The sequence below is a fragment of the Colwellia sp. TT2012 genome, assembly GCF_001440345.1.
In the GTDB taxonomy this organism is placed as follows: domain Bacteria; phylum Pseudomonadota; class Gammaproteobacteria; order Enterobacterales; family Alteromonadaceae; genus Colwellia.
The window spans coordinates 436,141-456,629 of record NZ_LJYX01000006.1 but is presented as its reverse complement, the minus strand read 5'-3'; the positions used below and the strand labels follow the sequence as shown (position 1 = coordinate 456,629).

17 protein-coding genes and 4 tRNA genes are annotated in these 20,489 nt (G+C 40.0%); 9 read left to right on the top strand and 12 right to left on the bottom strand.

Features of this window, described 5'->3' with window-relative positions:
• Positions 1 to 11 precede the first annotated feature (11 nt).
• Positions 12 to 239 carry a hypothetical protein gene (locus ASU03_RS03715; RefSeq protein WP_057830523.1) on the top strand — a complete coding sequence of 76 codons (228 nt, stop codon included), beginning with the start codon at positions 12 to 14 and terminating at the stop codon, positions 237 to 239.
• Here the strand turns inward: ASU03_RS03715 and ASU03_RS03710 are convergent, their stop codons facing one another.
• Positions 240 to 2,486 carry a GNAT family N-acetyltransferase gene (locus ASU03_RS03710; protein ID WP_057830522.1) on the bottom strand — a complete coding sequence of 749 codons (2,247 nt, stop codon included), beginning with the start codon at positions 2,484 to 2,486 and terminating at the stop codon, positions 240 to 242. It lies immediately after the preceding gene.
• Positions 2,487 to 2,729: 243 nt separating this feature from the next.
• Here ASU03_RS03710 and napE point away from each other — a divergent pair, with 243 nt between their 5' ends.
• From napE to pdxH, 8 genes are all read left to right on the top strand, one after another.
• Complete coding sequence (napE, locus tag ASU03_RS03705; protein ID WP_057830521.1) at positions 2,730 to 2,894, top strand: periplasmic nitrate reductase, NapE protein; 165 nt, start codon at positions 2,730 to 2,732, stop codon at positions 2,892 to 2,894.
• A gap of 28 nt (positions 2,895 to 2,922) precedes the next feature.
• On the top strand, positions 2,923 to 3,450 hold the full coding sequence (napF, locus tag ASU03_RS03700) for a ferredoxin-type protein NapF (protein WP_057830520.1): 528 nt from the start codon (positions 2,923 to 2,925) through the stop codon (positions 3,448 to 3,450).
• A 29-nt stretch (positions 3,451 to 3,479) separates the two neighbouring features.
• Positions 3,480 to 3,773 carry a chaperone NapD gene (locus tag ASU03_RS03695; RefSeq protein WP_057179916.1) on the top strand — a complete coding sequence of 98 codons (294 nt, stop codon included), beginning with the start codon at positions 3,480 to 3,482 and terminating at the stop codon, positions 3,771 to 3,773.
• Positions 3,774 to 3,883: 110 nt separating this feature from the next.
• A complete protein-coding gene (napA, locus tag ASU03_RS03690; RefSeq protein ID WP_057830519.1) occupies positions 3,884 to 6,382 on the top strand; it encodes a nitrate reductase catalytic subunit NapA in 2,499 nt (832 codons plus the stop codon).
• Between the two features lie 9 nt (positions 6,383 to 6,391).
• On the top strand, positions 6,392 to 6,907 hold the full coding sequence (locus ASU03_RS03685) for a nitrate reductase cytochrome c-type subunit (protein WP_057830518.1): 516 nt from the start codon (positions 6,392 to 6,394) through the stop codon (positions 6,905 to 6,907).
• A 169-nt stretch (positions 6,908 to 7,076) separates the two neighbouring features.
• Positions 7,077 to 7,664: a cytochrome c3 family protein gene (locus ASU03_RS03680; protein WP_057830517.1), complete on the top strand. Its 588-nt coding sequence runs from the start codon at positions 7,077 to 7,079 to the stop codon at positions 7,662 to 7,664.
• 210 nt (positions 7,665 to 7,874) lie between these two features.
• A complete protein-coding gene (locus ASU03_RS03675; protein ID WP_057830516.1) occupies positions 7,875 to 8,087 on the top strand; it encodes a PA3496 family putative envelope integrity protein in 213 nt (70 codons plus the stop codon).
• 422 nt (positions 8,088 to 8,509) lie between these two features.
• On the top strand, positions 8,510 to 9,163 hold the full coding sequence (gene pdxH / locus ASU03_RS03670; protein WP_057830515.1) for a pyridoxamine 5'-phosphate oxidase: 654 nt from the start codon (positions 8,510 to 8,512) through the stop codon (positions 9,161 to 9,163).
• Between the two features lie 91 nt (positions 9,164 to 9,254).
• Here pdxH and ASU03_RS03665 read toward each other — a convergent pair whose 3' ends face one another.
• The 11 genes from ASU03_RS03665 to ASU03_RS03605 all read right to left on the bottom strand — a co-directional run bounded on the left by ASU03_RS03665 (position 9,255) and on the right by ASU03_RS03605 (position 20,411).
• Positions 9,255 to 10,079: a M48 family metallopeptidase gene (locus ASU03_RS03665; protein ID WP_057830514.1), complete on the bottom strand. Its 825-nt coding sequence runs from the start codon at positions 10,077 to 10,079 to the stop codon at positions 9,255 to 9,257.
• Between the two features lie 411 nt (positions 10,080 to 10,490).
• The gene (locus tag ASU03_RS03660; RefSeq protein WP_057830513.1) at positions 10,491 to 11,621 is read right to left on the bottom strand and encodes a sodium ion-translocating decarboxylase subunit beta; all 1,131 of its coding nucleotides are present in this window, start codon (positions 11,619 to 11,621) and stop codon (positions 10,491 to 10,493) included.
• Positions 11,622 to 11,629: 8 nt separating this feature from the next.
• A complete protein-coding gene (gene oadA, locus ASU03_RS03655; RefSeq protein WP_057830512.1) occupies positions 11,630 to 13,408 on the bottom strand; it encodes a sodium-extruding oxaloacetate decarboxylase subunit alpha in 1,779 nt (592 codons plus the stop codon).
• 62 nt (positions 13,409 to 13,470) lie between these two features.
• Positions 13,471 to 13,740, bottom strand: coding sequence for an OadG family protein (locus ASU03_RS03650; protein ID WP_231731479.1), 270 nt, complete (start codon positions 13,738 to 13,740; stop codon positions 13,471 to 13,473).
• A 1,682-nt stretch (positions 13,741 to 15,422) separates the two neighbouring features.
• Positions 15,423 to 15,499: transfer RNA gene (locus tag ASU03_RS03635), tRNA-Arg, on the bottom strand.
• Between the two features lie 64 nt (positions 15,500 to 15,563).
• A tRNA-Arg gene (locus tag ASU03_RS03630) sits at positions 15,564 to 15,640 on the bottom strand.
• A 64-nt stretch (positions 15,641 to 15,704) separates the two neighbouring features.
• Positions 15,705 to 15,781, bottom strand: a tRNA-Arg gene (locus tag ASU03_RS03625).
• A gap of 168 nt (positions 15,782 to 15,949) precedes the next feature.
• A tRNA-Ser gene (locus ASU03_RS03620) sits at positions 15,950 to 16,041 on the bottom strand.
• Positions 16,042 to 16,403: 362 nt separating this feature from the next.
• Positions 16,404 to 16,601 (bottom strand): carbon storage regulator CsrA, encoded by a 198-nt coding sequence (gene csrA / locus ASU03_RS03615; protein WP_057830510.1) that lies wholly within the window; start codon positions 16,599 to 16,601, stop codon positions 16,404 to 16,406.
• A gap of 790 nt (positions 16,602 to 17,391) precedes the next feature.
• Positions 17,392 to 20,022 carry an alanine--tRNA ligase gene (gene alaS / locus ASU03_RS03610; RefSeq protein ID WP_057830509.1) on the bottom strand — a complete coding sequence of 877 codons (2,631 nt, stop codon included), beginning with the start codon at positions 20,020 to 20,022 and terminating at the stop codon, positions 17,392 to 17,394.
• 86 nt (positions 20,023 to 20,108) lie between these two features.
• The gene (locus tag ASU03_RS03605) at positions 20,109 to 20,411 is read right to left on the bottom strand and encodes a hypothetical protein (RefSeq protein ID WP_057830508.1); all 303 of its coding nucleotides are present in this window, start codon (positions 20,409 to 20,411) and stop codon (positions 20,109 to 20,111) included.
• Positions 20,412 to 20,489 lie beyond the last annotated feature (78 nt).

The following is a 20,489-nucleotide window of genomic DNA, read 5'->3' as shown; positions in this document are numbered from 1 at the left end:
AGAACATAATTATGTGCCTAGCCACATCAAAAGAGTTTACTTATATGGAAAATTGGTTAGTTATGCTACTGACCGTTTATCAAAGTAATGCCAGTAACGGTTTAGCTCAAACGATTAGCTTTTATTTGGACAAGTTACTGCAGCACGAGGATATCCACTTTTGTGGTGACAAACGCTGTGACTATATAAAAATGCAACGTTATTGGCACTGGCAGGCAGTAAAAGAAAAAGCACATTAATTAGCTAGCTTTTGTACCACCATTAACAGCATCTAGTCGCAAAGAGATATAATTTTTAAGGTGTTGGTTTAGAGATTTTTTTCCTGTTAAGCCATAAAAATGACATACAGTATCAATATCATGTTTTTGTATTAACCTAGCAATAAGCACTAAGGAATGCTGAATAACGTCAGTAGAGTTATGTTTATCATGCGTTAGCAGATCATGTTTGCACCATAGATACAAACTATAGGCGCAACTACTATATAAACGCTGCCCTTGAGCATAGGCATGCACACTTTCGATATCTGCTATGGTCAACTCAGTGAGGAATTCCTTAGCATTTTTTGTCAACAGTAAATACACCAGTGTACTGGTCAGCGTTTTATATTCGTCTAAAAGTAAATAATCAAAGCTACGGTAAAAATCCTGCTTTAATTGCTGCTGTTTTTGTCTAGCTCTAAAATTTTTGCCATTAATCACTAAAGCAGAATGCTCACCACTGGCTTTATCTTTAGTAAAGCCAATACGCACCATAGTAAAACCGGCTTTAAACCAAAACGATAACAGCTGTTCATTAACACCAAAACTGGAGCCAACAAAATCAGCGCCTTGATGTGTCGCTAGCTGCTGTACTTTTTCTAGAAAATAAGAGCCAATACCTCGCTGTTGTATTTGTGGGTGCACAGCGATGCGCATAATGCGTAAATAACGATAATCAAAGGCTTGTTCAAAGCCACAATGGCTGAATAGTGACTGTGGCAAGAAGTGATTACGTAAACGACGTTGTGAATTTTTGATTGCCTTAACATCCGTGTCATCAACACCATAACCTGTGCCTTCATTCATTAATAAAGCAACAGCGAGCACATCGACTTGCTTATTGTTTTTTGAAAAAAGACAGGCCAGTTGTACCTGCGGGTTGTCTAACAGTAATTTTAAGTCGCTCGGCTTCGTTTGATAATGTGCCGTAACCAAGACAGCAAAAACTTGCTGTAACAAAGCCTCATCGGTAATCAGCTGCTCAGCGCTGATAACTTTAAACACGGTGGCGGCAAGAAAATCCGTATTTTCAGTGGCGTTATCATCACTATTTATTGGCACCTGTGCAGCTAATCTGGGTAACTCGGCATTTAATAAACAGCTATCAAAGACCAACTGCTCCAGTGGATCATTTTCCCGCCAACGAATCGGCTGATTGATATGTAAACTCAACCATTGCGGGCATAATCTAGTAAGGCTCTGCTGAAACTTTAAGGTAAAACCGCGCCCTGCGCCTTCATAACCATGGACAGTGCTAGAGAAAACCATTCGGTGATAACTGTTAAGTAATTGTTCAAGTAAATACACCGGAATAGCGGCCGCTTCATCAACCAAGAGTAGGTTAACCTTTACCGGCTGCTTTAACAGTTGCTCAACGGCGATAAAGTCAAGGCGGGCTTTACCCAAGGTAAAAGTATTGCCGCGCTGCTCAGCATTGGGCAAGCTATCACTTAACTGCCGAAAGAAAACCGCTAAAGCTTGAATATCCGGAGCAGTAATAATAATACTAAAGACATGGTGTTCATGCATTTGCAACAGTTGTACACACGCAAGAGCTAAGGCAGATGATTTCCCTCTACCGCGATCAGCGGTTAACACCAGCGGTCTTTTCCTATGACCGGTAACTACCTTAACAATGGCTTGCACCGCATGGTACTGCTCACTAGTAATACAGCCTAAATGATATTTCCCCTGCATAGGCTCATATTCTGGCTTATGCTGATGAATAGTCATGCTTGGTGGTGGCAACTTAGCTGACGCTTCGGTAATTATGGTATGACTAGGCATGGCTTCAATTAATGAATGAAAACGTTTAAAAAACAAACTTTGCTGACATTTTTCCGCTAATGTTGACAAAACAAGAAAAAATATCCCGCCAGCTCTTAGGGTGCCTGATAATGCCGCAAAGGCATCAATAGTGAATTGGCTGTCGATAAAAACAATGACATCACTTTCACTGCCAAGCTTATCCCGGTAGCGCTTTTGCTTAACATTAGCAGTAAGTACCCTGCTGTCACCATATATTAGACAGGTTGAATGAGGCGCAGATGATGGCGATTCACGCTTAGCATTGCCAGACACAACCGCTGATATCGTATCCAAAGATAACAATAATGACAGTGCCCAAGACTCACTTCCCGATAAAACGACTAAGCGGCGTTCATTATTTAACGCGGCTTGCTTAGCATAATCTTTAATCCAAGGGCTGAAATGTTGGGCTTGCATTATGTCGTAACGTCCTAAAAGTTAGCATCTGAGTGAAGAACACTAAGTTTATCAAGTATGTTAAAGCAAAAGAATAAAAATCAATCTAACATTTTAAAATAAACAACGCCTTTACTGAATAACCCCCTAAATGAACCATGATTATTTTGTAAAGTTTGATCTAGGTCAATATGCATGACGTAGCAAGGGATTAAAATCAACCCTAAATATAGCTTACCTTAATCATAAACTTTCGAGAGCATTATGAAGCAAGCAACGTCTGCTGAACAACAAAAAAAGCATGAGCGAAATACCTTTATCTTTTTAGCGGTATTTTTAGCACCCCTTTTATCGATAATTATCGTTGCTGGCTTTGGTTTTGCCGTATGGTTCAGCCAACTAGCCTTCTTAGGCCCACCAGGCTCTTAAGTGCTTGCTTACTAAGAAGACCAATACTATGGAAAAGTTGGCCGACCCATCAAGAAGACGTTTTTTTCGCGGCCGCGTTAAAAGCAAACAAGAAATACGCTTACCTTGGGTAATTAATGAGGCGGTGTTTACCTCTGGCTGCACACAATGCCAAAAGTGCATTACTCGTTGTGAAACTAATATCATTATTAAAGATGAAGATGGTTATCCAAAAATCGATTTCAACTTAGGTGAATGCAGCTTTTGCAATAAATGTATTGAGGCCTGCGAACAACCACTTTTCTCTGGCGCTTTCACAGAAGAGAACAGGATAAACAAGAGTGAAAAAGCTTGGCCGGTAACCTTGGAAATTAGTGACCAATGTTTAGCCAAGAATAACATCTACTGCCAAAGTTGCCGTGATGAATGTGAAACCAGCGTAATTAAATTTAACTACCTTAATTCAAGCATTCCACAGCCCAGCTTAGATAATATTGATTGTAATCAATGTGGTGCCTGCATCAAAAGTTGCCCACAAGATGCAATCGCTTTTACCTTCAATTCAACAGAAAATTAACTTAACCTCATTTAAATGAAAGAATAAATATGACACAAAGTTCAAACAGTCAAACATCAGAATATCACGTAGCTAGCTTAATCGCTTCTTGCATACTGGCCCAAGTTGACGAGGTTAAAGCCGCTATTTTAGCCGTTGATGACACTGAAATTCATGTAACCAGTGCCGAAGGAAAAATAGTTTTCACCATAGAAGGCACTAGCCATAAAGATATTGGCAAAAAAATGGACATCTTAAGAGTTCATACCGGCATCCTAAATTTATCACCAGTTTATCATCAGGTCCTAGATGAAAGTGTTGATGACGATGCCACTAAGCAATAGCGATAAAAGTAATAATAACTAAAACACTTATTAAAAAACTCAGTAAAAGAAAATGTGTAAATTTAACCCTATTTTAACATCGAATCACAAAAACAAAGGAAGGTGAACCAATGAGCATTAATCGCCGAGAATTTATAAAAGCAAATGCGGTAGCCGCAGCAGCAGCTGTTGCTGGCGTATCTGTTCCCGCCATAGCCTCTAATTTAATCACCAGCTCTGACATTACCAAACTCAAGTGGGACAAAGCCCCTTGTCGTTTTTGTGGTACCGGCTGTAGCGTAAATGTTGGTGTAATGGATGGTAAAGTTGTTGCTACCCATGGTGATATTAAATCCCCGGTAAACAAGGGTCTTAACTGTGTTAAAGGTTACTTCCTCTCTAAAATCATGTATGGCAAAGATAGATTAACTACACCGTTACTACGCATGACCAATGGTAAATACGATAAAGAAGGTGAATTTACCCCTATCTCTTGGGATCAAGCGTTCGATATTATGGCAGAAAAAGCCAAAGAGACCTTAAAAAAATCTGGTCCAACCGCGGTTGGCATGTTCGGCTCAGGTCAATGGACAGTACAAGAAGGTTATGCGGCGGTTAAATTATATAAAGCAGGTTTCCGCTCTAACAACATAGATCCTAATGCCCGTCACTGTATGGCATCAGCGGTTGGTGGTTTTATGCGTACTTTTGGTATCGATGAGCCTATGGGCTGTTACGATGATTTAGAAGCTGCTGATGCCTTTGTCTTATGGGGCTCTAACATGGCCGAAATGCACCCTATTTTATGGACACGTTTAACCGATCGTCGTTTAAGTGCCCCCCATGTAAAAGTCGCGGTATTATCCACTTTCGAGCATAGAAGCTTTGATTTAGCCGATAATGGCATGATTTTCACGCCGCAAACCGATTTAGCCATCTTAAACTATATTGCCCATTACATTATTAGTACCGGCCGGGTAAACAAAGATTTTGTTAACAAACATACTAATTTCAGATTAGGTGAAACCGACATTGGTTATGGTTTACGCCCTGAACATCCGCTAGAGCAAAAAGCGAAGAATAATGGTAAGAGCAAAGGTAGCTCTACGCCAATAGATTTTGACGAATATGCTAAATTTGTTAGCACTTACACGGTTGAATACACCTCAAAACTCTCTGGTGTGCCTGAGCATAAATTAGAGGCACTTGCTGAGCTATATGCCGATCCAAAAATCAAAGTAACTTCTTTCTGGACCATGGGTTTTAACCAACATACTCGTGGTGTGTGGGCCAATAACCTGGTTTATAATATCCATTTATTAACCGGTAAAATTTCAACACCAGGTAACAGCCCGTTTTCACTAACCGGCCAACCATCCGCTTGTGGTACCGCCCGTGAAGTAGGTACTTTTTCGCATCGTTTACCCGCTGACATGGTTGTTACCAACCCTAAACATAGAGCCATTGCTGAGAAAATTTGGGATTTACCAGAAGGCACTATTCCGGCAAAACCAGGTTATCACGCAGTTTTACAAAACCGTATGCTTAAGGATGGCAAGTTAAACTTCTACTGGGTGCAATGCAATAACAACATGCAAGCTGCCGCCAATATTAACGAAGAGGCATACCCAGGTTACCGTAACCCAAAAAACTTTATTGTGGTATCAGACCCCTACCCTACCGTCACAGCACAAGCTGCTGACTTAATATTACCTACTGCCATGTGGGTAGAAAAAGAAGGCGTTTATGGTAATGCAGAGCGTCGCACCCAGTCTTGGTATCAAATGGTTGAAGCGCCAACAGGGGCAAAATCAGATTTATGGCAACTGGTAGAATTTTCTAAACGCTTTGCCATTGAAGATGTTTGGCCAGAAGAACTTATTGCTAAAAAACCCGAGGTGCGTGGGAAAACTTTATATGATGTGCTTTTCCAGAACCCCTCTGTGGCTAAGTTCTCCCTTGATGAAATCCCCGATGAACGCTTAAATGATGAATCACGTGATTTTGGTTTCTACATCCAAAAGGGTTTATTTGAAGAATATGCCAGCTTTGGTCGTGGTCATGCTCATGATTTAGCCCCGTATGATAGATACCATAAAGAGCGTGGTTTACGCTGGCCGGTAGTTAACGGTAAAGAAACTAAATGGCGTTTTAAAGAAGGCTCAGACCCTTATGTTAAGCCCGGTAGTGGTTGGGACTTTTACGGTCACAAAGATGGTCGTGCCATTATTTTTGCCTTACCTTACGAACCACCGGCAGAGTCACCCGATGAAGAATACGACCTATGGTTATCAACAGGTAGAGTGTTAGAGCACTGGCATTCAGGTTCAATGACCCAACGGGTGCCCGAGTTATATAAAGCCATGCCTGATGCTCTGGTTTATATGCATCCTGATGATGCCAAATCTCGTGGTATGCGCCGTGGAGATTTAGTTAAGCTTATTTCTCGTCGTGGTGAAGTACAAACACGCGTTGAAACGAGAGGCCGAAACAAACCGCCGGTAGGCTTAGTTTATATGCCTTGGTTTGATGCCAGTCGCTTAGTAAACAAAGTGACTTTAGATGCCACCGATCCATTATCGAAACAAACAGATTATAAAAAATGTGCTATCAAAATTGTTAAAGTTTAGGAGAGTGATATGAAAGATTTAAAACTAGTATCAATTGCCGGCTTAATCGCCTTGCTGTCAACATTATTTTTAGCGCCGATATTAACGTCGTTTACCGTACATGCTGCCGATAAAGCAGAAAGAAATACGGTGGCAACATTACGCGATCACACAGAAATTGATAGTCAAAAAGAACCTAACCCTATCCCTAAAGTGATTAACAATGATATTAAAAAAGCACGTAATTATCCGATGCAACCACCCGTGATCCCACATACTATCCGTAGTTATGAAGTAAACAAATATAACAACAAGTGTATGTCATGTCACTCTCGTCACCGTACAGAGAAGTCACAAGCACCTATGGTGAGTGTGACTCACTTTATGAATCGTGATGGTAACTTCTTAGCAGAAATATCGCCACGCCGTTATTTCTGTAACCAGTGCCATGTTACGCAACTTGATGCAGAGCCTTTAGTCGAGAATACGTTCATTGATATGCACAGCTTAATGAAACAAAAAACAGCTAACACTACAGAGCACTAGGAGTAGCCATGAAAAATTTATTAAAAAATATGAGCTTGGTAGAACTAAAAACATCATCTACTAAGACTAAAGAGCGCTGGGAGTAGCCATGAAAAATTTATTAATACATATGAGCCTGGCAGAACGACAAACGCCATCGACTAAGACTAAAGAACACTAAGGGGTAGCCATGAAAAGTTTATTATTAATTGGCTGGCGCACACTCACTAAACCCAGTGGTTATTACAGCTTAGGTGCTTTGGTTATTGGTGGTTTCATTGCCGGTATTATTTTCTGGGGTGGTTTTAACACGGCTTTAGAAGTGACCAATACTGAGGCGTTTTGTATTTCCTGTCATGAAATGGAAAACAATGTTTATGAGGAACTAAAAACGACCATTCACTTTACTAACCGTTCAGGTGTTAGAGCTACCTGTCCTGATTGTCATGTGCCACATAACTGGACCAGTAAAATAGCCCGAAAAATGCAAGCCTCAAAAGAAGTCTGGGGCACTATTTTTGGCACCATTAATACACGTGAAAAGTTTTTAGTACATCGTCGACGTTTAGCCGAAAATGAATGGCGAAGACTTAAAGCTAACGACTCATTAGAATGTCGTAACTGTCATAACTTCGACTATATGGACTTTACTGCACAAAGTGAACGTGCAGCTTATCAACACTCTACCGCGTTAGCTAGCGGCGAGAAAACCTGTATCGATTGTCATAAAGGTATAGCTCATAAATTACCTGACATGAAAGGCGTTGAAGGCTGGTAAGAAGAATATAGCTTAATAACGATAATTAAAACCAGTGCCTGTCACTGGTTTTTTATTACCTGCGATTAAATACCTCGGCCTGGATAAACGCTAATGAGTCGTGGTATTTTTATACTATTTGTAAGCTGATATTGAAAATAACAATTATCTTACCTATGTTAAGCAAGGTGCTTTGAAAAAATCATTCCATTAGCCATAAAGGTAGAGCCGATGATAAGCGAACTTGACCATAACTTTCCCGATGAAATAAGTGAAAGCAGTTTAAATGAAAGTGACTTAAATTATAGCTCACAGGGTATTTCTTTGGCTGAAAAACAGACCCAAGAACAGGCGCAAAAAAACCTCTTTGCACGCAAGCGTATTGATGAATTAAAAGAAAAAAAACACCTTAAATATTTACTTGATGATAGCAATGATTGGTAAGCGCTAACTAATTATTATTCATCCTTATATATACCCAAGCGACTTCAATATGCTCGTTTCAGGACACCTGAGCGACTCATGATCAAGGCGCGTATTTTATTCATGGTTGTTCAGGAGAATATGCTCCTGCATTCTCTATTAAGCTGCATCCATGCAGCGTCCTTAATTACATACGAAACGATGAACATGATTTGTTCAGATGTCCCCGTAGGGCGGGTTTAGAAACGCTTTATCCATCGTTATTGATTTCGATAATAGAATAACTATTCTCTTCAATCAATGCCTTGCCTAAAGGCGTTTCTCATTCCAGCTCAATCCTGCATTTTGAGGTGGCTTGGGTATAAGCTAGGATAACCTTGCAATAACATCATTTAAGCATAAAATAACCGCACACCTTCATACTCTACTCACTTTTAAATATTATGACGTTATTTGAAAAACTGCGCTGTCTATTGACCTTTGGTCAAGGCGTTGCTTTACCCCTTCCTGAGCTGTCTGCGCACACAACACCAATGCAATTATTTGAACAATGGTTTGCTGATGCCAATAAATCAGGCATATTGCTGCCTGAAGCTATGTCTGTTAGCAGCTGTGATGCTAGTGGCCAGCCTAGCTCCCGCATGGTGCTACTCAAAGATTATGATGAACAAGGTTTTGTTTTTTATACCAATTACGCCAGTCGAAAAAGCCACGATCTTGCTGAAAATAACAAAGTGGCTTTATTGTTCCACTGGAATGTTTTGCAACGGCAAATTCGTATTGAAGGGACAGTAGAGAAAGTATCGGAGCAAGAATCTGCCGATTACTTTCATAGTCGAGACCGAGGTAGTCAAGTAGGTGCTTGGGCGTCAAAACAAAGTCAAAAGCTCAACTATGATGATGAACTTAAAGATAAGATGAAATACTATCAAGAAAAGTTTGGCCAAGGTGAAGTACCTCACCCCAATTTTTGGGGCGGTTGGCGCGTTAAACCCCATGCTATTGAATTTTGGCAAGGGCGAGCTAATCGTTTACATGACCGTCTTTGCTTCGAAAAACAAGATGAGCAATGGCATAGCCACAGGTTAAACCCTTAATAAATAACCTTGCCCTAGCTAGACAATCAATAAGTAAAATTAGCATTTGCCAATGAGAGCTGCCTTACTAGCGAATGCTGAAATTGCTGGCTTATGACTTGGCTAGCGGAATGACCTTAGGTTTTTGGCAATTTGGCCTATTGCTTGCCTGATAAAGCTTCATCGAACTCGATAAATGCTGGCTTAGTTGCTTAATGCGTGTTTGATTGGATGGATGAGTCGACATAAATTCTGCGGGCGATCCTTGGCTAGAGCCTGCACTTAGTTTAGCCATATTTTGCCAGAGCTTAATACTCGCACTGGGTTCAAAGCCCGAACGAGCCATAAGATCTTGACCAACAATATCGGCTTCACTTTCATGAGCACGACTATATGGCATAATAATACCGTACTGTAGGCCAAGTCCTAACCCTGCCATCCATAGGCCTTTATTCTCCACATCAGACATCCCTACCGCGGCAGTTGCCGCAGCCATACCCATATTTTTTAGCTTATTGGCTGATAAACGCTCATTAGAATGATGTTCAATAACATGGCCAACCTCATGACCGATAATTGCCCCTAACTGATCTTGGTTTTCAGTAACAGTTAAAATACCGGTATAAATACCTATTTTACCACCGGGTAAAGCAAAGGCATTGACTTGTGCAGAGTCAAAAACAACCACTTCCCAATCACCTTTATGCACGGATTGCGGCACATTTTTAGTGATCGCTTTAGCAACACATTGCACAAAATCATTGGTAGCTTTATCCGTACTAATCGGCGTTTTATTTTTCAACTCTTCGAAGGAAGCGGCGCCCATTTTATCGAGTTCGCTATCTGAAAATAACATCACTTGGGTGCGACCTGTGCTTGAACTAGAACAAGCGGTAAGCGCAATTAATACGCTAAGCATAATGAGAGGAAGTTTCATGACTAACTTATATAATCCTTAAATGGTAAGTAATGCCTATTTTATTACTATACCCGTTACCATTCAAGAGGCATGTTTCAGAGTGCTTGATCCATTTCAATTCAAGGCGCTGTGATGAAATAATGGTTGTTCCATTATGAGTTACAGCAACGATAAAGTGATGTTGCTCAAACGCTTCTTCGATGGGTTTAAAATGACTTTATACCGCGTTAAATAATTAAACCATAGAATGACTATGCTTCAATTATTTCCCTTGCCTAATTTCCCTTGCCTAAAGCCCTTTTAATTCCCACTGAAATCGAGCACTTTGAATGATAATGGGTATATGACCAACAATATACTAGTCAGTAGCACCATAAAAAAAACCGAGCAAGGCTCGGTTTTCAATTAATGTCACCGGTTATTTTTCGGCTAGCCAACTAGAGCCAACAACACCCCAGCAGCAACAGCAGAGCCAAGTACACCGGCCACATTTGGCCCCATGGCATGCATCAGCAAGAAGTTATGTGGGTTAGCCTCTAAGCCAAGTTTATTAGCAACACGTGCCGCCATAGGGACAGCGGAAACACCTGCCGCGCCAATAAGAGGATTAATAGGGTCTTTAGAGAACTTATTCATAATCTTAGCCATTATGACACCAGAAGCGGTTCCAATTGAAAAAGCCACCGCGCCTAAAAGTAGAATACCTATGGTTTCAACATTTAAGAAATCTTCAGCACTGAGTTTTGAACCAACACCTAAACCGAGAAAGATAGTAGTAATATTAATAAGTTCATTTTGCGCAGTACTACTCAACCTATCAACAACCCCTACTTCACGCATTAAGTTACCTAAACAAAACATACCCACTAATGGTGTTGCCGCAGGCAAGAAGAAAATTGTCATCATTAAAACACCCAGAGGAAAAATAATTTTCTCTATTTTAGTTACGTGTCGTAGCTGTGCCATTTCTATTTTACGTTCGGCTTCTGTGGTTAGTGCGCGCATGATTGGCGGCTGAATAATAGGAACTAAGGCCATATACGAATAGGCAGCCACAGCAATGGCACCAAGTAAATCAGGTGCTAGTTTTGAAGCAAGAAAGATAGCAGTTGGACCATCAGCACCACCAATAATAGCAATAGCAGAAGCATCTTTTAAGGTAAATTCAATACCGGGAACGTAATTCAAGGCAATGGCGCCAAACAAGGTAGCAAAAATACCAAACTGGGCGGCAGCTCCAAGTAATAAAGTTTTAGGGTTAGCGATTAAGGCGCCAAAGTCGGTCATAGCACCAACACCCATAAAGATAATTAAAGGAAATATCCCCGTATCAATACCAGCGTAATATATATAGTGTAATAAACCACCGACCTCTGAAAAGCCGGCAACAGGGATATTGGTTAAGATAGCACCAAAACCCATAGGCAATAATAATAACGGCTCAAAGTTTCTAGCGATCGCTAAATAAAGCAGGCCGCAGCCCACTAACATCATCACCACCTGACCTAACTCAAAGTTAGCTAAGCCAGTTGATAGCCATAATTTAGTTAATGAATCCATGATAATTCCTAAGAAAAGCTAAGTAAGGCATCACCAACAGCAACTGAGTCACCTTCTTTGGTAAATACCGATACAATTTCACCGGCACTTACCGCGCGAATTTCAGTTTCCATTTTCATGGCTTCCATAATGATAACCACTTCATCCGCTTCTACATGGTCGCCTTCATTGACTAAGACCTTAAAGATGTTACCTGCTAAGGGAGCATTGAGCGTTTCTTCCGCTGAAATAGACGTAAATTGCTTCATAGCATCATCACCCGCTGGATGAGTTATGGCTTCAATAGAGCCACCAGGCGCAACTACTACATCATAAACCTTGCCATCAACGCTCACAGCATAGCTTTCAGTTGCCGTGGCAGAGTTTGTGTCACTAACCACTTTGCTCGCTGCATTGGCTTTAGTAGGAATAGGTTCAAATGCCGCTGGATTGTTGCGATTTTCTAAGAATTTCAAGCCGATTTGTGGAAATAATGCATAGGTTAAGACATCATCAATAATTTCATCCGCTAAGCTTATGCCTTTTTCTTTGGCGATAATTTGTAGCTCTTCTGATAATTTGTCAACCTCAGGATCAAGTAAATCAGCCGGACGACAAGTGATCACAGCTTTACCATCCAAAACTCGTGTTTGTAGCTCTAAGTTAACGGGTGCGGCTGTTGCACCATATTCACCTTTTAACACCCCAGCAGTTTCTTTGGTTATCGATTTGTAACGTTCACCCGTTAAAATATTAAGTACCGCTTGAGTACCAACAATTTGTGAGGTCGGGGTAACTAAAGGAATATAACCTAAGTCTTTACGTACTTTCGGTATTTCAATTAATACTTCATCAAATTTATCAGCCGCGCCCTGTTCTTTTAACTGGCTTTCCATGTTGGTTAACATGCCACCAGGCACTTGCGCCGTTAAAATACGAGCATCTACACCTTTTAAGCTGCCTTCAAATTCAGCATATTTTTCTCTTACATCACGAAAGTATGCGGCAACTTCCGCCATTTTCTCAATATTAAGTCCGGTAGCTCTAGGACCACCTTCAACAATAGCAGCAATAGTTTCCGTTGCAGAATGGCCGTAAGTCATACTCATTGAAGAAATTGAAGTGTCTATAACATCAATATCACAATCAATCGCTTTCATTTGCGTGGCAACACTTAAGCCCGTTGTCGCATGACAGTGTAGGGCAATAGGTAATGAAACAGTTTCTTTCAAGCGACTAATCAGTTCTTCGGCATCGTATGGTTTTAATAAGCCAGACATGTCTTTAATACACAAAGAGTGTGCACCCATATCTTCGATTTGTTTGGCCATTGTTAGCCAACCGTCAAGCGTATGCACTGGGCTTTCGGTATAACAGAGTGTACCTTGAGCATGTGCACCTACTTTAACCGCGGCTTTGATTGAGGTTTGTAGGTTACGCACATCATTCATGGCGTCGAAGATACGAAAGACATCAATACCATTGATGTGAGCACGTTCAACAAATTTTTCCACAACATCATCAGCATAATGACGATAACCTAAAATATTTTGACCGCGAAATAACATTTGCTGCTTGGTTTTAGGCATCGCTTTTTTAAGGGCACGAAGACGATGCCAAGGATCTTCACCTAAATATCTAATACACGAATCAAATGTTGCTCCGCCCCATGACTCTATTGACCAATAGCCAACGTCATCAAGTGTCGAAGCTATAGGTAGCATGTCCGCCAAACGTAGTCTAGTTGCTAAAATTGACTGGTGTCCATCTCTTAAGACAACTTCAGTTATACCTAGTGGCTTGCTCATGTTTATGCCCTTATATATTTTTAAAAAATGTTTTTGAGGAAGAGTATTATCTAAGATTAAAATTACTTATCTTGACCATGCTGTGCGCGATAGCGTTTAACCGCCCCGCTTATTGCCGCAACAACACCAGGTGAAATATCACCATGATTTTTGCTGTTACTCTTGCTCTTTTTATTAGCCCGAGAAGACGGTTTTACGATAGGATCTGGAAATCTTATTGCCAATTTTGCCAGCACTGTATTAATAAAAATAATTAACATACTTAAAAATACAAATACAAAGACCATTCCGGCTAACATTAGTGTGCCAGCTTCTAAAAACTGCTGCTGCATATTGTCCATCTTTATTCTCGCTTGAACTGACTGTAATTTCTTGTAATTAGAATAATCACTCCAATAGCTAAAAAGCAAATAATTTTATTATGTTTCATAAAAATAATTTAAGATCAACCCCCAAAACAACGAATATTCATCGTAACAGCAGCGAAACAGTAGAAAAACAGCCGGAATTTTGCATACTTTATATATTGTATACAGTATTAAAACCATGAATATAGGCATTCATCAAAAGATAACCACATATGGTATACGATATACAAAATGGATTTCGTCATTCATATTATGGAATATATATACGAAATAATGGGTAGGTAACACAAAAACAACCGTTCTACGTAGTATAAAACAGACATGATTTGCTCGTTTTATATACTAACATACCTTTATTTTAATGAGAACACAGTGGCAAGTTTAGCCACCTGATGAAGCGATAATTTAACAGCGCTCAGATTTAATAGAGTAAAATCTAAATCCTGCCTAAGCCGCACTTACTCCAAACCCTCTTTATCCGATTCTCTGCGTTATAACACCGATAACTAACCCGCGATTGATAAATATTTGGCCTTGATAATCGAATAAATTCCACCATGAATTGACTATATAATGACTTTAGTTTGTTGCTAAGTTGTTATTATTATGAAATATATTTTTTATTTTACTTAAATATCAACCAAGCATTAACAATGATTTCAGCTTGGTTAATAAAAAGCTTAAGTAGGTATATTGCTAAAGATTACGGACTATGAAGGGTGGATGTGGCAGCAGTCGAACCTGAAGCACTTTATCCAAGAGATATATACCCATTACCATTCAAGATGCATGTTTCAGAGCACTTTGAATGGTAACGGGTATAGTGCGTGATTCAGTTTTGTAGCCATCGTTCTATTTTACATAATGCTAATCAGCTAAGTTCAACAGCATTTTGCTAGCTAGCCCCCGCTTTGATACTAAAAGGAAAAAAGCACCATACATATAAGGTCAGACTTTCGGTGTGGTGAGCCTGGCAGTAGTCGAACCTGGAGCACTTTACCAAGAGAGATAGAGATATGGTCCAAGTTAATTGATGCCAACAAGCCAAGGTAGTTGAGCTCTGATAGGAGTCGAACCTGCGACCACTTGATGCATAAAGGGTGGGATTTGTCGTAGCCGGTTTTCTATTCGACATAAGTCTAACCAGCCGAGCTAGGTATCAATAGTATCAACCCTTTTTTAATAAACTTGAGTGTATTAAAAGGATATCAGTCTATTTCAGACATAAAAAAACCTAGCAAAACTCGGTTGTTTTATATCTACTTAAGTAGAAAAGTGGTGGGCGCGGCAGGAGTCGAACCTGCGACCGAAAGGGATTCAGTTTCGTAGCCAACTTTCTAGATAGGTAAGTCTATCCAGCTGAGCTACGCGCCTACTGTATAAAAAGGATGTTCAGATTATTTCAGGCATAAAAAAACCTAGCAAAACTCGGTTGTTTTATATCTACTTAAGTAGAAAAGTGGTGGGCGCGGCAGGAGTCGAACCTGTGACCGAAAGGGATTTAGTTTCGTAGCCAACTTTCTATATAGGTAAGTCTATCCAGCTGAGCTACGCGCCTACTGTATAAAAAAGGATGTTTAGATTATTTCAGGCATAAAAAAACCTAGCAAAAGCTAGGTTTTTTATGTCTACATAGTGTAGAAATGTGGTGGGCGCGGCAGGAGTCGAACCTGCGACCGCCTGGTTCGTAGCCAGGTACTCTATCCAGCTGAGCTACGCGCCCAAAGTATAAATTTTATCCAGCTTTAACAATAGCTGCTCTTCTTTATTTTACCACATGAAGAAAGTGGTGGGCGCGGCAGGAGTCGAACCTGCGACCGCCTGGTTCGTAGCCAGGTACTCTATCCAGCTGAGCTACGCGCCCAAAGTATAAATTTTATCCAGCTTTAACAATAGCTGCTCTTCATTATTTAACCACATAAAGAAAGTGGTGGGCGCGGCAGGAGTCGAACCTGCGACCGCCTGGTTCGTAGCCAGGTACTCTATCCAGCTGAGCTACGCGCCCTCAATTAAGTTATGTTTTATATCGTTACTTATCGATATTCGAACCTGTTCTTTGCCATCAGATATAATCTATACCGCTAGAAAAAGTCCTCATAAACTATGTTTTATATCTTAGTCTAAAGATAGTGAACTTTCGTTCTTCACAACCATTGTTTATCCTAAGATAAAATGGCGGTGAGGGAGAGATTCGAACTCTCGAACGGATTTAAAGCCGTTACTCCCTTAGCAGGGGAGCGCCTTCGGCCACTCGGCCACCTCACCAATATTTTACCTTTCATCTTCAAGTTCTAATGTTCATTAAAATCAACTTTAGAAAAACAACTCAATCTGGGGTTAAGCAGATACTCCCTTAGCAGGTAAGCGTCTTTGGCAACTAGGCCACCTCTCCAATGGGTGCGAATAATAATGGATCCTAAAAATAAGTCAAACAATTTCTAGCATTTATTTAGGATAAATCACTGTTTGCTGACAATTTATGCAATTGCACTATTTTTTAATCATTTACCAAGCGTAGAGATAAAAAAACACCGCTTAAGCGGTGTTTTTTTAACAGTTATATATAACTTTATACATAACGATTTTCTGTCAATACTCTAATAATCCACTTAATAACAAGTGAACGGTTAAACTTTATTGCCTGAAACTTCAGCATCACCTTTTTCGGCTTGGATACGAATGTAAATTTCTTCACGATGCACTGAGATTTCTTTTGGCGCATTAACACCTATTCTTACCTGATTTCCTTTAACGCCTAAAACAGTAACGGTGACTTCATCACCAATCATTAATGTTTCGCCTACGCGTCGTGTTAATATAAGCATATTTTCTTCCTTATCATTTAAAGTGAGATCACTAAATAAATATATATAAGCTAGTAATATATTAAATTAGTTACTTTTTAATCCATCCACTATAACTAATAGTCAATTTTCTTTAAAAAGTCATTATTCACTAAAAACACCATATCCGATGATAGTTTTCAATGAACCGTCGATAATAAGCAACAAACGACTTTATTACTACATCTATCGTTCATATTTTAACAAGTTTTCCATATCCTTGAATACCTTTAAAATCTAATTTAACTGCCAACGCTGTGATTATCTGTAATTTTATGGTTTCTTTTTGTCAGCAACAACAAATGAATGGTTCTGTTGTAGCTTAGTGTGGGTGAGTAAACAAGCGAGACGCATACACGCTCATTGACATCAGGACAATATGCTCCTGCATTGTCTAATAAGTTACATCCTTGTAACGTCTGTCACCGCGATTACCGTTCGTCCTGAACATAATCCCTCCATGGGGCTCTGCACAAGCATCAGGACAGTGTGCTCCTGCACTGTCTAATAAGGTATATCCATATACCGTCATGCTTGTGAAGGGTGTTTTATCACATCAACAACACTCTTTATAAAATCAATAGGTTATGATAATGACCACTTCATTCAAACCGCTAACTACAACACAGCCAAATGAATTGTATTTGAGGTGATAAATAACATTTTTATAACACTTTTATAAGATAGAATGAAAACAAAAAAGGAAGCAAATGCTTCCTTTTTAACGTCCTTAAGCTAGTAATTAATTACTACTAGCTATTTTAGCTAACATTTAAGCTAATTTTTCTGTCAACCATACAGACACACTTGCCAGGGCCGAGGTAATATTCTCCGGCTGACTGCCACCCGCTTGCGCCATATCGGGACGACCGCCACCTTTACCACCGACCTGCTGCGCCACCATATTAACCAGTTCACCCGCTTTAACTCGGCCAACTAAATCTTTTGTTACGCCGGCAATTAAGCCCACTTTAGCGCCATTAGCGGTGGCAAGCAGAATAACACCTGATTGCATTTTGTTTTTAAGTTCATCGACCATGCCACGAAGTGCTTTACTCTCTACTCCACCTAAATCAGCAATGAGCACTTTAACGCCATTAATTTCAATCACGTTATTAACTAAATCAGAGCCTGCTTGTGCAGCAAGCTCCTGTTTTAATTGCCCGATTTCCTTTTCAAGCTGCTTAGAGCGACCAACAAGTAGCTCTACTTTGCTGGTAACATTAGCCACATCACTTTTAACCAGCGCGGCAATATTTGTTAAAGAGGCGGTTTGTTGATTAATAAAAGCAAGTGCACCAGTAGCAGTAACCGCTTCGATACGACGAACACCTGCAGCGATACCCGATTCAGAAACAATTTTCAATAAACCAATATCACCCGTTCTATTAACATGGACACCGCCACATAACTCTATTGAAAAATCGCCCAGAGTTACCACACGTACTTCATCATCATATTTTTCACCAAAGAGTGCCATGGCACCTTTTTCTTTAGCTGCTTCGATGTACATTGACTCAGTTTTCCTAGAGTGGTTACGACGAATTTCATCATTAACCATTTGCTCAACCGCATGTAATTCTTCTGCGGTAACACCTTCAAAATGAGAAAAATCAAACCGTAATTTATCGGTGTCACATAAGGACCCTTTTTGCGTGACATGTTCACCGAGAACTTTTCGTAATGCGGCATGTAATAAATGGGTCGCGGTATGGTTTTTAATAATAGCGGCTCGGCGTTCAACATTAATCTCCGCTTTTACCCGTCGATTTAATCCAATATCTGTCCGCGCTGTGCCTCTATGAGCAAAGGCATTACCTAACTTAACCGTATCCGTTACTTCAAAGACACCGCCATCTAGGTGTAATAAACCACTATCACCTACCTGGCCACCTGATTCTGCATAAAAGGGCGTGTGATCTAGAATGACAATACCCTGCTCACCTGAATTTAATTGCTGTACTGGCTCTTGGTCTTGGTTATTGAATAATTCCACCACGGTCGCAGAATATGAATCATTGTCATAACCTTTAAAAGCAGTTTTGTGATCAGATTTAAGCTGCTGATTATAATCAGTACCAAATTGACTCGCTTTTTGGGCCCGTTTGCGCTGTTGCGCCATGGCTTTATCAAAGCCATCATGATCAACCTTTAACTGTCGTTCGCGGGCAATATCTGCGGTTAAATCGATAGGAAAACCATAAGTATCATATAATTTAAAGACATCATCACCCTTGATGGTATCACCCGATAAATTGCTAAGAATATCTTCTAGTAAAATCATGCCTCGATCGAGTGTACGACCAAATTGCTCTTCTTCTATGCGTAATAATTTTTCTATAATCGCTTGTTGCTGCACTAATTCTGGGTAAGCTTCACCCATTTGGCTAACTAAAGAGGCAACAATTTTATGGAAGAAATGCCCTTTCGCTGCCAATTTATGGCCATGACGAATAGCACGGCGAATGATACGGCGTAGCACATAACCACGGCCTTCATTTGATGGCACCACACCATCAACAATTAAAAAGCTACATGCACGTATATGATCACTAATAACACGTAGCGATTTATGTTCAAGATCGCTACAGTTAAGTAAGGCCGCGGTATCTTTAATAAGCGCTTGGAAAATATCTATTTCGTAGTTGCTATGCACATTTTGCATGATGGCAGCAATACGCTCTAAGCCCATACCAGTATCTATTGATGGGTTAGGTAATGGTTGCATAGTACCGTCACTTTGACGATTATATTGCATGAATACTATGTTCCAAATTTCGATAAAACGATCGCCTTCTTCATCGGGAGAGCCTGGAGGTCCACCAAAAATATTTGCGCCGTGATCATAAAATATTTCAGAGCAAGGACCACAAGGTCCTGTATCGCCCATAGACCAAAAATTATCAGACTCAAACTTTTTATCTGCAGACTTATCACCTATACGAATTATTTTTTCTACTGGAATACCTATTTCATCTTTCCAATAAGCAAAAGCCTCGGCATCACTTTCATAAACAGTGACCAGTAGTTTTTCCTTTGGTATGCCCAACGTAACGGTTAAAAACTCCCAAGCATAGCTAATCGCTTCTTCTTTAAAATAATCACCAAAACTAAAGTTACCCATCATTTCAAAAAAGGTATGATGACGGGCGGTATAGCCGACATTTTCTAAATCATTATGTTTACCACCCGCACGTACACAACGTTGTGCTGACGTTGCTCGGGTATAACTACGTTTTTCTGCGCCTATAAAGACATCTTTAAAAGGCACCATTCCCGCATTGGTAAACAATAACGTGGCATCATTCCCTGGTACTAATGAGCTACTTTTAACTATTTGATGTTGTTTGGTGGCAAAGAAATCTAAAAATGCCTGACGGACTTCGGCGGTGCTTTTAATCATGGGATACTCAACAAATCGATTTAGGTCTATTAAAATTCTGGGTTTATTCTAATTATGGTTCTACATACTGAATTCAGTCTATACCGCTATAAGTTCATCACTGACATAAGCGCGGTATTGTAGAAATCGAACATTCTTGGCTTGTTCTTTTTGTGCTGTATTTGATCAAGCTTGCTATCAATGTTTTCATCAACAGCACACTTGGCGCCAAAACGCATATTATACGCAAGCAAGGCTTGAAGATACCAATCAATTTCACAACTTTTACGCACTTTTTGGGTAATTGTTGTGCAGACAGTCTTTTGTTGAAGTTGATTGACGAGGTAAAAACAGCCATAACCACGTTTAGTCTGATACCGACAACGGTTGACAGCAAAAACACTCTTCACTTAATTAGCTTTTTTCTAATAAGGTTTTAAAGGCCCTATCAATATCTATCGACAAAAAGTATCGTTGCTTAAGGTTTT

What these genes read in the sequence shown, in the direction of transcription:
- oadA (WP_057830512.1), bottom strand. Translation starts at nt 13,408, where the DNA reads ATGAGCAAGCCACTAGGTATAACTGAAGTTGTCTTAAGAGATGGACAC.
- napE (WP_057830521.1), top strand. Translation starts at nt 2,730, where the DNA reads ATGAAGCAAGCAACGTCTGCTGAACAACAAAAAAAGCATGAGCGAAAT.
- ASU03_RS03710 (WP_057830522.1), bottom strand. Translation starts at nt 2,486, where the DNA reads ATGCAAGCCCAACATTTCAGCCCTTGGATTAAAGATTATGCTAAGCAA.
- ASU03_RS03695 (WP_057179916.1), top strand. Translation starts at nt 3,480, where the DNA reads ATGACACAAAGTTCAAACAGTCAAACATCAGAATATCACGTAGCTAGC.
- ASU03_RS03680 (WP_057830517.1), top strand. Translation starts at nt 7,077, where the DNA reads ATGAAAAGTTTATTATTAATTGGCTGGCGCACACTCACTAAACCCAGT.
- ASU03_RS03685 (WP_057830518.1), top strand. Translation starts at nt 6,392, where the DNA reads ATGAAAGATTTAAAACTAGTATCAATTGCCGGCTTAATCGCCTTGCTG.
- alaS (WP_057830509.1), bottom strand. Translation starts at nt 20,022, where the DNA reads ATGATTAAAAGCACCGCCGAAGTCCGTCAGGCATTTTTAGATTTCTTT.
- napA (WP_057830519.1), top strand. Translation starts at nt 3,884, where the DNA reads ATGAGCATTAATCGCCGAGAATTTATAAAAGCAAATGCGGTAGCCGCA.
- napF (WP_057830520.1), top strand. Translation starts at nt 2,923, where the DNA reads ATGGAAAAGTTGGCCGACCCATCAAGAAGACGTTTTTTTCGCGGCCGC.
- ASU03_RS03660 (WP_057830513.1), bottom strand. Translation starts at nt 11,621, where the DNA reads ATGGATTCATTAACTAAATTATGGCTATCAACTGGCTTAGCTAACTTT.
- ASU03_RS03665 (WP_057830514.1), bottom strand. Translation starts at nt 10,079, where the DNA reads ATGAAACTTCCTCTCATTATGCTTAGCGTATTAATTGCGCTTACCGCT.
- csrA (WP_057830510.1), bottom strand. Translation starts at nt 16,601, where the DNA reads ATGCTTATATTAACACGACGCGTAGGCGAAACATTAATGATTGGTGAT.
- pdxH (WP_057830515.1), top strand. Translation starts at nt 8,510, where the DNA reads ATGACGTTATTTGAAAAACTGCGCTGTCTATTGACCTTTGGTCAAGGC.
- ASU03_RS03675 (WP_057830516.1), top strand. Translation starts at nt 7,875, where the DNA reads ATGATAAGCGAACTTGACCATAACTTTCCCGATGAAATAAGTGAAAGC.
- ASU03_RS03715 (WP_057830523.1), top strand. Translation starts at nt 12, where the DNA reads ATGTGCCTAGCCACATCAAAAGAGTTTACTTATATGGAAAATTGGTTA.
- ASU03_RS03650 (WP_231731479.1), bottom strand. Translation starts at nt 13,740, where the DNA reads ATGCAGCAGCAGTTTTTAGAAGCTGGCACACTAATGTTAGCCGGAATG.